12 protein-coding genes and 3 tRNA genes are annotated in these 12,576 nt (G+C 62.8%); 5 read left to right on the plus strand and 10 right to left on the minus strand.

Annotated features, from left to right (window positions below):
• Positions 1 to 31: 31 nt before the first annotated feature.
• Positions 32 to 478 (minus strand): hypothetical protein, encoded by a 447-nt coding sequence (locus tag RIN13_RS16565; protein WP_309108422.1) that lies wholly within the window; start codon positions 476 to 478, stop codon positions 32 to 34.
• A gap of 360 nt (positions 479 to 838) precedes the next feature.
• On the opposite strand from RIN13_RS16565, the gene RIN13_RS16570 reads away from it, so the two are divergent.
• Positions 839 to 1,024, plus strand: coding sequence for a hypothetical protein (locus RIN13_RS16570; protein ID WP_309108423.1), 186 nt, complete (start codon positions 839 to 841; stop codon positions 1,022 to 1,024).
• A gap of 36 nt (positions 1,025 to 1,060) precedes the next feature.
• Here the strand turns inward: RIN13_RS16570 and RIN13_RS16575 are convergent, their stop codons facing one another.
• The 5 genes from RIN13_RS16575 to RIN13_RS16595 form a co-directional block, all read right to left on the minus strand.
• A complete protein-coding gene (locus tag RIN13_RS16575; protein WP_309108424.1) occupies positions 1,061 to 1,804 on the minus strand; it encodes an SDR family oxidoreductase in 744 nt (247 codons plus the stop codon).
• Positions 1,805 to 1,949: 145 nt separating this feature from the next.
• Positions 1,950 to 2,846: an RNA polymerase sigma-70 factor gene (locus RIN13_RS16580; protein ID WP_309108425.1), complete on the minus strand. Its 897-nt coding sequence runs from the start codon at positions 2,844 to 2,846 to the stop codon at positions 1,950 to 1,952.
• 547 nt (positions 2,847 to 3,393) lie between these two features.
• Positions 3,394 to 3,469 (minus strand) — tRNA-Phe (locus tag RIN13_RS16585).
• 48 nt (positions 3,470 to 3,517) lie between these two features.
• A tRNA-Asp gene (locus RIN13_RS16590) sits at positions 3,518 to 3,591 on the minus strand.
• A gap of 97 nt (positions 3,592 to 3,688) precedes the next feature.
• Positions 3,689 to 3,761: transfer RNA gene (locus RIN13_RS16595), tRNA-Glu, on the minus strand.
• Between the two features lie 240 nt (positions 3,762 to 4,001).
• Between RIN13_RS16595 and RIN13_RS16600 the strand changes: the two genes are divergently transcribed.
• The 4 genes from RIN13_RS16600 to RIN13_RS16615 all read left to right on the plus strand — a co-directional run bounded on the left by RIN13_RS16600 (position 4,002) and on the right by RIN13_RS16615 (position 7,989).
• A complete protein-coding gene (locus RIN13_RS16600; protein ID WP_309108426.1) occupies positions 4,002 to 4,994 on the plus strand; it encodes a DMT family transporter in 993 nt (330 codons plus the stop codon).
• Between the two features lie 10 nt (positions 4,995 to 5,004).
• Entirely contained in the window at positions 5,005 to 5,430 is a 426-nt protein-coding gene (locus tag RIN13_RS16605) for a metallopeptidase family protein (protein WP_309108427.1), read from the plus strand.
• Between the two features lie 68 nt (positions 5,431 to 5,498).
• Complete coding sequence (locus tag RIN13_RS16610; RefSeq protein ID WP_309108428.1) at positions 5,499 to 6,419, plus strand: cation diffusion facilitator family transporter; 921 nt, start codon at positions 5,499 to 5,501, stop codon at positions 6,417 to 6,419.
• Between the two features lie 292 nt (positions 6,420 to 6,711).
• Entirely contained in the window at positions 6,712 to 7,989 is a 1,278-nt protein-coding gene (locus RIN13_RS16615) for a C40 family peptidase (RefSeq protein ID WP_309108429.1), read from the plus strand.
• Positions 7,990 to 8,032: 43 nt separating this feature from the next.
• Here the strand turns inward: RIN13_RS16615 and RIN13_RS16620 are convergent, their stop codons facing one another.
• From RIN13_RS16620 to RIN13_RS16635, 4 genes are all read right to left on the minus strand, one after another.
• Positions 8,033 to 8,893, minus strand: a complete 861-nt coding sequence (locus RIN13_RS16620; protein ID WP_309108434.1) for an ABC transporter permease — start codon at positions 8,891 to 8,893, stop codon at positions 8,033 to 8,035.
• Positions 8,894 to 8,909: 16 nt separating this feature from the next.
• Complete coding sequence (locus RIN13_RS16625) at positions 8,910 to 9,902, minus strand: ABC transporter ATP-binding protein (RefSeq protein WP_309108430.1); 993 nt, start codon at positions 9,900 to 9,902, stop codon at positions 8,910 to 8,912.
• Complete coding sequence (locus tag RIN13_RS16630; protein ID WP_309108431.1) at positions 9,899 to 11,020, minus strand: hypothetical protein; 1,122 nt, start codon at positions 11,018 to 11,020, stop codon at positions 9,899 to 9,901. The genes RIN13_RS16625 and RIN13_RS16630 overlap by 4 nt, the downstream gene beginning before the upstream one ends.
• Positions 11,021 to 11,116: 96 nt before the next feature.
• Positions 11,117 to 12,148: a universal stress protein gene (locus tag RIN13_RS16635; RefSeq protein WP_309108432.1), complete on the minus strand. Its 1,032-nt coding sequence runs from the start codon at positions 12,146 to 12,148 to the stop codon at positions 11,117 to 11,119.
• Positions 12,149 to 12,576 lie beyond the last annotated feature (428 nt).

The following is a 12,576-nucleotide window of genomic DNA, read 5'->3' on the forward strand; positions in this document are numbered from 1 at the left end:
TCGGGAGCCCGCCGGCAGTTACACGTCGTGCCTATTTACAGTTCGTGGCCAACCACGCTGTCACCGGCCCCATAGCCTCATTGAACTTCCCGCTGGAAAAGACAGTCTGGTCACTGAGGCCTGCGACGGCCACCTCATTGAGGTGGGCGAAATCGGCCTTAACGCTGTCCGGGGCCTTCTCTGCGGTTTCCGCCAGTTCGGCCTTGAGCTGTTCGAGTTCCTGCGTCTTGCCTTGGGCTGCCGACATCGGCAACAGGGATGCTCCCGTGGCCTGCTGCGAGATGGTGGTACAGGCTTCAGCAGCGCTGGCGAAGCCCCCGAAAGGGCCGGAGGACTTGGTGGAGCTGGGTGTCGCGGAAGGAGCTGCAGCCTCCGACGCCGGCGCGTTGCCGGTGCTGCTGGCTTGCGGTGCCGAACAGGCGGACAGTGCGAGGACGGTGAACAGGGCGGCGGCAAGAGGGCGTGCAGAGAGTTTCACAAGTCACATTTCTGTTGAGGATAGTTTCTGTTGAAAGTGCACCACCGGGCCGTTTCCGAACCTGGCGGCGGCATATGTCTCCGGCGTGCGAGTCTAGCCCGGAATGCCGTCCGGTTTCCAAGCGACGACGAGCGCGCTATCACAATGCATGTGACTTGTCGTGTGTCTGCCGACGAACCAGTAGTAATCCGGTGGCTATGGTTTCCGCCGGCCCACGCTCTGGCGGAGAGCTTTCGTTAAACCTTCCCCCCCCCGCCGCAACAGAAGACTGCCCTGGAGCTCGCAGGATACCTGCAACGGCAGGCCGGGGATCATCCGTGGCCGGAGGAAATCAGCCCGGGCTTTTTGGACAGGTTCAGCATGGACCAGGACCCTGTCCGGCTGACCCGCCTTGAGCCTTTTAGTGGTGGAGGTCTCGGCCGACGTCGCCTGGTCAGGGAGGTCCTTGCGCCATCCGCTGCGATTGACGCCGACGACCTTATGGTCCTGCACATCACAAGCGGGGTGCCCTTCGACGCCTTCCGTGAAGGACACCCCCAGCCGTAGCATCACGCCGCGGAGGCGTGAATACAGGCAGTGCTATCACGGCTGGTTCAGCCACTCCTTGAGAGAGATGTCCCCTACGCGGGTTTCTCCTAGAGGAACGATGCTTGTCTCTTCGATTGGCATGCCGAAGTAGCCGGCATCGGTATCAATGACTACCTCGCGGGGATCATTGTGGGCTGCGAGAACTCGGGACACGAATTCGTTGATTCCTGCGCGCTCAGTGCCCGCCATTTCAAGGACGCTGTCAATTGCGGGCGAGACCGCAGTCTCGGCCACGATGCGAGCAACGTCTTGTGCAGCCATTGGCTGCATCAGGTGGCTTGTCACATAGACCGACCCGTCACGTGTGCCAGCGTCAGCCATCACCGAGAGGAATTCGAAGAACTGAGTAGCCCGCAGAATGGTGTACGGCACTCCGCCTTCTCTAATAGCGTTCTCCTGGGCAGTTTTTCCGGCAAAGTAGCCGACAGCCCCGATACGGTCGGTTCCAACGACTGACAGAGCCACATGGTGTCCCACACCGGCCTTTTTCTCGGCAGCAAGAAGATTGTGGGATGAGGCGGAGAAGAAGGGGACGACTACCTTCTCATCGAAATCGGCGGTGTTCGTCAGGTCCACAACGACATCCGCCCCCACCATTGCCCCATCCAACCCCTGGCCGGTCACCGAATCCACCCCGGTAGACGGGGACGCCGCGTTCACCTCATGGCCCTGATTGCTGAGGAGCTCCACAACCTGCTTGCCGATCAGGCCAGTGCCGCCAATAACTACAATCTTCATGATCTTCCCTTTCGATAAGTGGCGTATAGGAATGCGCTGACATTCCGTCCACCAGCTATGACCGGGTACGAACGCAACCTGTGACAGCCTCGGGAAAATTAATCTGGTTCAACGCCAAGTCGGGTAACGCAGTTCAGCCCACAGGTCAGCCGACAGCCCTCGTAACGCCGGAGAGCTTGTCCGGGTTCATTGTCCATAACAGCTGATCAATACCCTCAGCGGAGACCGTGATCGTCACAACCGCGAACACTGCCCCGTCCCGTGTCAGCCGTGCGGAGGGCTGGCCGTTGGCCATGAAGGGCTCAATATCGACACCGATCCAGAAGCGCGACGCGAACGCCCTGTAGTACTTCGCGACCCGTTCCTTTCCGACAACAGGGAACTTGGAAGCGCGAACCTTCCCGCCGCCGTCGGAGTAGCTGATGACGTCCGCGGCGAAGAGTTCTTCCAGTGCAGCCAGGTTCCCGGTTCGCGCCGCGGCCAGGAATGCTTCCAGCAGGCGCTGTTGCTCGCTCCCGCTCACCGCCACGCGTTTCTCCTCAGCAAGGCGTTTGCGCGCCCGGCTGACCAATTGGCGCGCATTCGCTTGTGTCTGTTGGATGATCTCCGCGATCTGGTCGTACGGGTAGTCGAATGCTTGCCGTAATACGTACGCAGCCCGTTCAGTCGGCGACAGCTTTTCCAGTATCAGCAACACTGCGAACTCGAGCGCTTCACCATTTATGGCGCCAAGTTCAGGGTCTGCGGTTGTATCTACCGGCTCCGGCAGCCACGGACCTACATATGTTTCGCGACGGACGCGTGCCGACTGCCCGACGTTGATGGCGAGACGGGTGGCGGTGGTCGCAAGGAACGCCGGCGCGTTCCGGACCGTGCTCCGATCACACGTCTGCCATCGGATCCACACCTCCTGCAGGATGTCCTCCGCCTCGCTGACACTCCCGAGCATTCGGTAGGCGATCCCGAATAACCGAGGACGGGCATCAGCGAATATCGCCGAGGCCGTTTCCAATTCGGAGGCTGGGCCGGAATCGGCAATCATGCCCTAATGCTACTGCTCCAGAGGGTGGACCCTGGTGATGAGGGTTGGCTCGAGCACGGCATGAAGCGGGACAATCGGGCGCTGAGATCGATGTAGCTCGGTAAATGATGGGTCCAGTGACGCCGAATTCCTGGGCGCTGTGCCCGCGGAAAGGGCAGGATCAGAAAGAGCCAGGAGTGCGGGCAGAGGGAAGGGCCGACGACGGCTGGGGGGGAGCCTCGGTCTCAGAAGGCTCTGCCATCGTCGGCCCCGTCAATCTCCCGGGCCGTGACCTGGGAAACCCTCTTGCGAGACCTGGACAACTGGCGGAACGGTCCCGTTTTGGTGGGGCGGCCACTGATTGCCGTTCTCAGTTAATCGCGTTGGAGTACTCCTCCACACGCGTAGTGTGTACTCGTTTTTTTGGCCCCGTAGAGGCCTCCACCACTTGTTTTCCCAGTGCTCCTGACGGCGCCGGACGGCTGCCGTGATCCGTGGCCGGGAACCCGGGCTAGGATCGGCGCTTAAAGAAGAAAAGCACCAGTTCCGAAGAACTGATGCTTCCCAGTGGTGGCTCCGACCGGCGTCGATCCGGTGACCTTTCGATTTTCAGTCGAACGCTCTACCAACTGAGCTACAGAGCCTAGGTGACATGTCACCTTGACAGCCGGAATTTCTTCTGGCAATCAGAGCGACCCTGACGGGACTTGAACCCGCGACCTCCGCCGTGACAGGGCGGCGCGCTAACCAACTGCGCTACAGGGCCTTGCTTTTTTCTTGCTTTTCTGCAGTATCACTACCGCAATTTTTCAAGGCTTTTAGCCTACCAGACTTTCACATCTGGTTTGACCGCGTTCCTTGCGTACCCCCAACGGGATTCGAACCCGTGCCGCCGCCGTGAAAGGGCGGTGTCCTAGGCCGCTAGACGATGGGGGCCAGAACTCAATCCGCCTGAACGAGGGCAAAAATTAAGGGCCGAAGCCTTCCGTTTTTGTCCTTTCGTTTCCGTCGAACTGGACCTATAAAACTATAGGGGTAAGCCCCGGATTATCCAAAATCGGCGAGAAGGGGCCTATGTCACAGGAGGGAACGGCTCTCCAAAAGTTGGCAGTTTTTCGGGTAGACGTGGCCGATTTCCGCCAGCCGTTCCATCCCCGCAGCGGATAGATTTGCCTCATGGCAAGCACAGCCGAAACCAACCCCGCGCAACCATCCCGCTCCCCTGAGGTGTCTCCTGAGGCGACGACTGCCACCGCGGCCGCGCAACTGCAGCTACCAACCGGCACCATCCCCGCCGGCAAGGAACCCATCAACAAGCTGGGCGTCGCCGCCGTCGTCATCACCGTGGTCCTCTGGGCATCCGCCTTCGTGGGCATCAGGGCCATCGGCCCCAGCTTCTCCCCCGGCCCGCTCACCCTGGGCAGGCTGGTGGTCGCCGCCGTCGTCCTGGGCCTGTTTGTGCTCCCCACACTGCGCAGGCTCCCCCGGGGCCGTGAGTGGTGGCCGATCCTTGCGTACGGTGTGATGTGGTTCGGCGGCTACAACGTGGCCCTTAACGCCGCCGAGCACCTCCTGGATGCCGGAACCAGCGCGATGCTGATCAACGTCTCCCCCATCATCGTGGCGGTTCTGGCCGGCTTCATCCTGAAGGAAGGGTTTCCCCGCTGGCTGATCATCGGGAGCACTCTGGCGTTCGGCGGTGTGGCGATGATCGCCGTCGGCTCTGGTCAACGGTCGACGGCGGACGTGGTGGGGGTGTTGCTGTGCCTCCTTGCCGCCGTGCTTGCCGCTGTCAGCGTGATCATCCAGAAACCCGTATTGAAGAAGTTCCCTGCAGCCCAGGCAACCTGGTTTGGGATCATGGTCGGGACTGTATGCTGCCTTCCTTTCACGGGGCAGCTCGTCACGGAGGTTCAGCAGGCGCCCATCCCGGCAACACTGGGCCTGCTTTATCTGGGGATCTTCCCTACAGCCGTCGCCTTCACCACGTGGGCCTACGCGCTGTCCCTGATCGACGCCGGCAAGATGGCCGCCACCACCTACCTCGTCCCAGGCACCACCATTCTGATCTCCTGGCTGATCCTGAGTGAGGTCCCCACCATTTGGGGCCTCATTGGCGGCATCATTTGCCTTGTGGGCGTGGCCCTGACGAGGCGCAGATCCCGCTAGAGTTTCGGGTATGCAAGCAAACCTGCCACCGGGCCTTCCGATCGTCCCGGATGGCGGCGATTGGGCACCCTTTCCAATGTCCGCTGAGGATTTCGAGGCTGCCGTAAGCGCCGCCTTGGAGCGGATTCCGGCGGACATCGCAAAGGCGATGGACAACGTGGCAGTGTTCATCGACGACGACTACACACCTCAGCCGGGAGAAGACCCGGACACTGTGCTGCTGGGGCTATACGAAGGCGTCCCCCTGACCGAACGGGACAGCTGGTGGGACGCTGGATCGTTGCCCGACCGCATCACCATCTACCGGCAACCGATCCTGGATATCTGCAGCTCCCGTGAAGAGGTGATCCAGGAGGTTGCCATCACGGTCACCCACGAGGTTGCCCACCACTTCGGCATCAGCGACGAACGCCTTCACGAGCTGGGCTGGGGCTGACGGGAGCGCCGGCTCTCCCTGGAGGTTCCCGCTCCGGCACCAGCGCCGTTGGGACTAGCCTTGTAAGCATGGGACATGATCATGGCCACACACACGGGATGACGGCGACCGGGCGCCACCGAAACCGGCTGATAGCCGTCCTGGCTATCACGCTGACAGTGGTCCTGGTTCAGATAGTGGGTGGAATCGTTTCGGGTTCGCTGGCATTGCTGGCGGACGCGGGCCACATGCTGTCCGACGCCGCCGGGGTGTTCGTCGCACTGCTGGCGGCTTGGATTGCCGCCCGTCCGGCCAGTGACCTCAGGACGTACGGCTACCAGCGGGCCGAAGTCCTTGCGGCCCTGGCCAACGCCTTGGTGCTCATAGTCATCTCCGTGGTGATTTTCATCGAAGCGATCCGTCGTTGGGGTTCCGAACCTGAAGTGCAGACAGACGTCATGCTGTACGCAGCAATTGTGGGCGCGGCCGCAAATTTGATCTCGCTCCTCATCCTGCGCACTGCCCAGAAGGAGAGCCTGAACGTCCGCGGCGCCTACCTTGAAGTGCTGGGGGACCTGCTGGGTTCGTTCGCCGTCATCGCGGCGGCCCTCACCATCATGTTGACCGGGCTCCAGGCAGCAGACACCATTGCCTCGATCGTCATCGCCATCATGATCCTGCCCCGCGCTTGGCATCTGTTGCGGGACGTGGTGGACGTCCTGCTCGAAGCAAGCCCAAAGGGTGTGGAGGTTCAGATGATCCGGGAACACATCCTTTCGGTCTCGGGAGTGGTGGCTGTCCATGACATCCATATCTGGACCATCACATCCGGCGTGCCCGTGTTCTCCGCCCATGTAGTCGTGGAGGACGAGTTGCTGAGTGCAAGAGGGGCAGATCAGGTCCTGGACAAACTCACCACCTGCCTCGGCTCCCACTTCGACACCGATCACTGCACGTTCCAGTTGGAGCCTGCAAGCCATGCGGAACACGAGTCCCACCAGCACGCCTAAGACCGACACGCCGGGGCCGCCTTCCAGCTTCCAGAACTCTCTGGTGTTTATGTTAAAGCTGAGGCTCTTGTTGCCAAAGTGGTTTGAGAACACGTAACCTCGGGTTTGCTGCACCATTCGCCGAGGGACTTTCTGCGCGCAGAACCTGCACCTCGTTCGCTACAGCCCGACACAACGAGGTTTGCCCATGGCCTGGACCGGTTCCGCCCGAAGATCCGCAGTGCTGTGCAGCGCCGTCGCGCTCCTCTTTTCGGGCACACTGCCTGCCGGCGCAGCTCCAAAGAGTCAGGCGGTGACTGAACAGGTCTTCACAACACACTTTCCGACTGCGCCTGAAATCCCTTCACCCGAAGACATCGCCGCCGCCAAAGCCAGCGAAAGTGCGACGGCGGATGAGGTCGCCAAAATCGACCGGATCCTTGAGGCCACCGCTGCCGAGCAAAACGTGACGGCTGCGGCTTCGATGCGCGCGAACAACGCCTACGGTGACGCCCTTGTAGAGCTCCGATCCCGCAAGGAAACCGCAAGCCTTGCCTCTGCCAAAGCCAAGGCCGCCGCGACCGAACAGGAGAACAGCCGCAGGCAGGTTGGCCAGATCGCAGCTGACCTTTATCGGAATGGCGGGCTCAACCCTGCCCTGAGCACGGTTCTCTCGGGGAGCGGCGAGAGCTTGCAACAAGCTGTCACCCTTGAGGCAATCTCAGCCAATCGCAGCCGCGCGTTCGAGTCCGCGGAAACAGCCGCGGCAGCAGCGGAGTCTTTGACCGCAGCCGCAGAGGAAGCGAACCGGGCGGCGGAAGAGGCGGCCAGAACCGCCGAGGACCGCAAGTCCGAGGCCGACCAAGCCAATGGTGCACTGTTGAAAAGCATGGCAGACGCCAAGGCTCAGCGCACCGTACTGGTCAGCCAGCTCGCGTCTTTGAAGAACACCACCGAAGCGCTCGAGTCCGCCCGGGTTGAGGCGATGGAGCGGCAACGCCAGCAGGAGCTGTTGGCTGCCGTCACCGCCGCCAGCCAACAGCAGGCTGCAGGATCCCCAACAGGGCAGGCGCCTCCTCCGGCCGCTCCCCCCGCCCCGAACCCCGGGCCTGCACCCGCCCCCGCCCCTGGAAACCCGCCGCCTGCCCCGCCGGCACCGGCCCCTGCGCCTCCTCCTGCACCCGCCCCCGGGCCAGCACCGGCACCGTCACCAGGGGCAGGGGGAAACCAGGCTGCGATCTCCGCAGCCCTGGGTAAAGTCGGCTCACCGTACTTCTACGAATATGGCGGCACGGGGCCCTTTGGTTTCGATTGTTCAGGGTTTGTGCAGAATGCCTTCGCTGCGGCTGGTAAGTATCTGCCCCGCACAGCAGCCCAACAGTTTGCCCAGGCACCCGGCCGCGTTCCTCTCGCGCAGGCACAACCGGGCGACCTGCTGGTGTGGGGATCGCCGTCGGACTTCAGTCACGTTGCGATCTACCTGGGCAACGGGCAGGTGGTGCAGGCCTTAAACCCGCAGGCCGGGATAGAGGTCACGCCACTGACCTGGATGGCGGGAATGCAGCTCTACCCCTACGCCGCCCGGTACTGAGACGCATCTGGCACTGCCGCGGCTTCTAAGTGGACGTGCCAGCCTAGGACAGGATGTCCTTCGTCACGAACCGGCTGTACGCGAGGGCGCCGAAGACGGCCACATAGCCGGCCTGCAGCCAGGCATTGCTGGCGAAAGTGTCCCATCCGATGGGCTGGCGAAGCAGTTCAGAAAATCCCAGCCAATAGTGGCTGAACAGCCATGGATGCAGCCACTCGAGCTGGGGCAATGCGTCCAGCACCTGGGACACCACGGACAGCACGACAGTGGCGGCCATTGCCCCGACCGGGACGTCGGTCAGGGTGGACATGAAGAGGCCTATGGCAGACAGGCCCAACAATGACACGGCGATGTAGGCAGCAATCAGGATCAGCCTCATCACGGCCTCGGCCGGAGCGATGGTGTCGCCGGACAGCAGAGTCACCCGGCCTACCGGGAACAGAGCGGCACCGATTGCCGCACCGGTGAGGGCAACTACCAGGGGCGCGACGACGCAGAAAACCACTGCGCCGGCGTACTTAACAAGCAGGAGCTTGACCCGTCCTGCCGGAGCCACCAACAGGTAGCGCAACGTGCCCAGCCCAGCCTCGCCTGCTACGGTATCGCCGGCCACCACGCCCACGGTGAGGGGCAGGAAGAGCGGGATGGACACCAGCACCCCCGTAACCCCGACAAAAAGCCCGTTCTGCGTGATCCTGTCCAGGAATGCCGGGCCGCGCCCCGGCGGGACGGACGAGGAAAGCCGCACGGCGATGGCGATCAGAATCGGGATAGCCGCGAGCGCCACCAGCATGGCCCACGTCCGCCGGCGCTGGAAGAGGACCGACAATTCGGAAGCCAGGAGGGACCACGGCGACGGCCGGCCCGCACTTCCTGCTGCAGGGCTGCCGTACTCACGGGTCACTCCACCTGTCAGGCTGTCACTGGGCAATGTCGAACCCCTCCCCCGTCAGCGCCACAAAGCGGTCTTCCAGGCTTCCCTGCTCCACAGAAAATCCTCTGACCCGCACTCCGGCGTCGACCAGGGCCGCCACGATGTCCTCCGGAGCCGCTGCGCCGTCGGAAGCCGCCACACCGGCCGGGTCCGGAAGTGCCGCCGTCAGCACCCCTGTTGCCCTGGCCGCGCCGTCCGTAACCGGGGTGATGCCCAACCGCAGGAGCACAGCCGAGGCGGTTCCGGCGTCGGGCGTTAACAAACGAAGGGTTCGCCCGCCGGACTGGCGCAGGGAAGCCAGCGTCCCCTGCGCCACCAGGCTGCCGGCGCTCATCACGGCAGCGTGCGTGCAGATCTGTTCCACTTCGGCGAGGAGGTGGCTGGAGACGAACACGGTGGCGCCATCGGCAGCCAGGGAACGAACCAGGTGCCTGACCTCCCTGGTGCCTTGGGGATCCAAGCCGTTGGTTGGTTCGTCCAGCACCAGCAGTTCACGACGAGACAACAGCGCGTTGGCGATACCGAGGCGCTGCTTCATGCCCAGGGAATAGGCCCGGACTTTCTTTCCCGCTGCATGGGTCAGCCCTACCCGTTCGAGTGCCGTCTGAACACGCGCTGCCCGGGTTGCCCGGACGGAATGGGGATCGGCCGCATCGAAGCGGCGCAAATTACCTGCCCCTGACAGAAAAGGGTAGAAAGCCGGCCCCTCAACCAAGGCACCAACCTTGGGCAGCACGTCCTGCAGTTGCCGCGGCATCTCCTGGCCCAACACACTGATAGTCCCCGCGGAGGGAGCGGCGAGGCCAAGCATCATGCGGATGGTGGTGGTCTTTCCGGAACCGTTCGGCCCGAGGAATCCGAATACGGACCCCTTGGGCACGGCGAGATCAATGTTGTTCACTGCCAACTGGTGGCCGAAACGTTTGCTCAGCCCCTTGGCCTCGATGGCAAGGCCATCAGCCGAACCGGCACCCGTCACCTTGGCGTGGCTGCAGCCTGCAGCATCTCCACCGGAACTGCACCGACAAAGATCCGGCCATCATCGGTTAGCAGCACGTTCAGCAGGGACGTCGACATGACCGTTCCGCCAGGAACCGCCACCATGGCCTGCTGCAGCAGCGGCTCCCTCGTCAGGAGGCCTTCGGCGGCAAGGGCATCCCCGCCCACACGGAATCCGACTACTGTCTCCCATCCGCTGCCGGTCACCTGGGGACGTCCGACGTCGGACCCGCCGGTGTGGCCGTCCAGCCCGGGATGAGCTCCGAGGGGACGCGGAGGTGGCTGAACTTCCTTCACAGCGGTGCCCGGAGGCGGCGTGAAGTCAAAGAGCGACGGATCAGGGGCCCCCAGGGTCAGGCTGCTGTAAGCAAGCGCGAAAGCCGGCTCGGCTTGTCCGCGGGCCGCCACCTGAAACGACAGGGGCAATCCGTTCTCGCCGTCCACGGCTATGGACACAGAGCCCACCAAGGTCTGCTGAGAGCGGGGTGTGAGCACCAGGTTGTATGCAGAACGCCCGGCCACTTGGACATCGGTTCCTACTGAGACGTCCGTACTGGGATCCAGCTTGGCCAGCAGCTTCTCGGTCAACTCCGCGGGAGTAGGCACGGTGGAGGAGTCTGGAAAACCTGGGTCGACTGAATCCTCCGGGGGCTCCTCCCCTGCCGGAGTTGCCACCAAGTTCGGCAGCGTTACGTGAACCGTCGACTGGTCCTTCGAGCTGTACCACCACAGCTCCCGGCCGTTCCGCACAAGGTCCCGCTCGGCCATCTTGTCCAGGATTTGGATCCTCATTTTGGCGGGACCGTCTTTATAGACCCGTGCAGTGTGCGGCCCGGAAAGGAGCTCAAGCCAGGATGTCGGCGCAGAAGCTGACGGGCCAGTCTGGGGAACCTCGGGCAAGCCAAGGTTGGAAGCCTGCTCGAGTGTCCCGGAGAGAGCGTGCACTTTGTGCCCGGCCACAAGCGCCAAGACCTGCGCAGGACTCTTGGCCGGGAGGGGATCCACCGCGCTTGCCGGCAAGGAACCGGCAGCAATACCGGCCGCGATGACGGCAGGAACCACCACAGCCGGCATCCACCGCAGCCAACGGCGGTTCATTTCAGTCCCGATCCAATGTCGCAACTCATGGTTCAAGATTACGCCTCGAAGGTCAGGCACGCCCGGGGTAAATCCCCGTTGTTTCAGGCACTGTTTTCAGGCAGCGCCGAGCATCGGGCCGAAGTTGGGCCGGTCCGCCAGCCGCGGGTCATCCTTGTCCGGAACCACCAAAACCGGTCCCTTCGCGTGATGAAGGACGCCGTCGGAGGTTGAGCCAAGGAGCATACCGGCAAAGCCGCCCCTGCCCCGGGTTCCCACCACAACGAGCTCCACGTGTCTGCTCGCCTCCACCAGTACATCAACCGGCGTTCCATCTACCAGCTGGGTCTCAATGGCCAGGTTGGGATAATGACTCTGCAGCCAGGCCGCACCGGCATCCAGCTGGACCCGGATATCAGCGAAGAGGGCTTCACGGTCCATCGGCGCAGGCACCCACGCCAGGGAGCCACTGTATTGCGGCACGGCACACACCGCCCGCAGCCTGGCTCCCATGCGTTCAGCCTGCGCAGCCGCTTCCAGAACAGCCACGCGTGCCTGCTCGGAGCCGTCGACTCCCACCACAACTACGTTCTCCACCGGCTGACTGCCGGATTTCTCCTGCTCGGCACGGACGCGTTTGTCCGTGGTGGTTTCACCCAGGCGTGCGGCGCAGACAAGCGGCACTGTCACCGTGGGGCACTTGGCGTGAGCGGGCAACGCGCTGCTGACCGATCCCAGGAGCCGCCCGACAAAGCCGCCGCGCCCGCGCGTGCCGAACACCAGAAGCTCTGCCGTCTCTGACATCTCCAGGAGGACACCGGAAGCATCGCCGTTCTCAACTGAAGCGTCCACGTCGATGTCGTAGGAGGACACCTTGTCTACAGCCTGCTTCAGAATGGCCTCTGCGCCTTCCCGAATGACGGAATCGTCCACAGTTGCGTAGCCGCCATCCAGCCCTGAAGCGGCGAAGATCGGCACGGAATATGCCGTAACAATATGCAGAGGACGACGGCGGCGTTCCGCTTCTCGGGCAGCCCACACCAGGGCGCACTGGCTATGCTCGGATCCATCAACACCCACGACAATTCCCTGCGGGGCGATGACCTCGTCATCCCCCTCCGATTCGGGGTGCATCTGTTGTCGGGCCATGGGCTCCGCCTCCTCGCGATACTGCCTGATGTTCCGGCTATTCTGCCAGAAGATCCAATCCTCGGATGACACTTAGCGCGAGGACTTGCAGCTACTCGGAAAAGCCGTTCCTGAACCTCACTATTCTCGTTTCCCAGACACTTGGCAAGAGCCCGTAACGGCCGGTTAGCAGGCAGGAAATTCGGCTGAAACAATGGGGGCGGACCTCCCCGGTCCTCTTGGTGGACACAGCGAATGGAAGAACAGCCAATCTTGGGCGAACCCTTTCCAGAGCCGGAAAAGTTCTGTAGTCTTCGAGGCGTGTTGAAGCGGATGCGTGTTCCGGAACATGAATCCAATTCAGTCAGGCGGCCGCACTTTGGGGGTAACGGAGCGCGTGCGGAATAGTACCGCTCCGCATTTCGAACCATCAAGGAGGATCCCGGTAG

Origin of the sequence: Arthrobacter sp. (assembly GCF_031179985.1) — a bacterium.
GTDB lineage: Bacteria > Actinomycetota > Actinomycetes > Actinomycetales > Micrococcaceae > Arthrobacter.

Coding starts and splice junctions, on each gene's coding strand:
- RIN13_RS16570 (WP_309108423.1), top strand. CDS start 839: ATGGACCAGGACCCTGTCCGGCTGACCCGCCTTGAGCCTTTTAGTGGT.
- RIN13_RS16575 (WP_309108424.1), bottom strand. CDS start 1,804: ATGAAGATTGTAGTTATTGGCGGCACTGGCCTGATCGGCAAGCAGGTT.
- RIN13_RS16580 (WP_309108425.1), bottom strand. CDS start 2,846: ATGATTGCCGATTCCGGCCCAGCCTCCGAATTGGAAACGGCCTCGGCG.
- RIN13_RS16600 (WP_309108426.1), top strand. CDS start 4,002: ATGGCAAGCACAGCCGAAACCAACCCCGCGCAACCATCCCGCTCCCCT.
- RIN13_RS16605 (WP_309108427.1), top strand. CDS start 5,005: ATGCAAGCAAACCTGCCACCGGGCCTTCCGATCGTCCCGGATGGCGGC.
- RIN13_RS16610 (WP_309108428.1), top strand. CDS start 5,499: ATGGGACATGATCATGGCCACACACACGGGATGACGGCGACCGGGCGC.
- RIN13_RS16630 (WP_309108431.1), bottom strand. CDS start 11,020: ATGAACCGCCGTTGGCTGCGGTGGATGCCGGCTGTGGTGGTTCCTGCC.
- RIN13_RS16635 (WP_309108432.1), bottom strand. CDS start 12,148: ATGGCCCGACAACAGATGCACCCCGAATCGGAGGGGGATGACGAGGTC.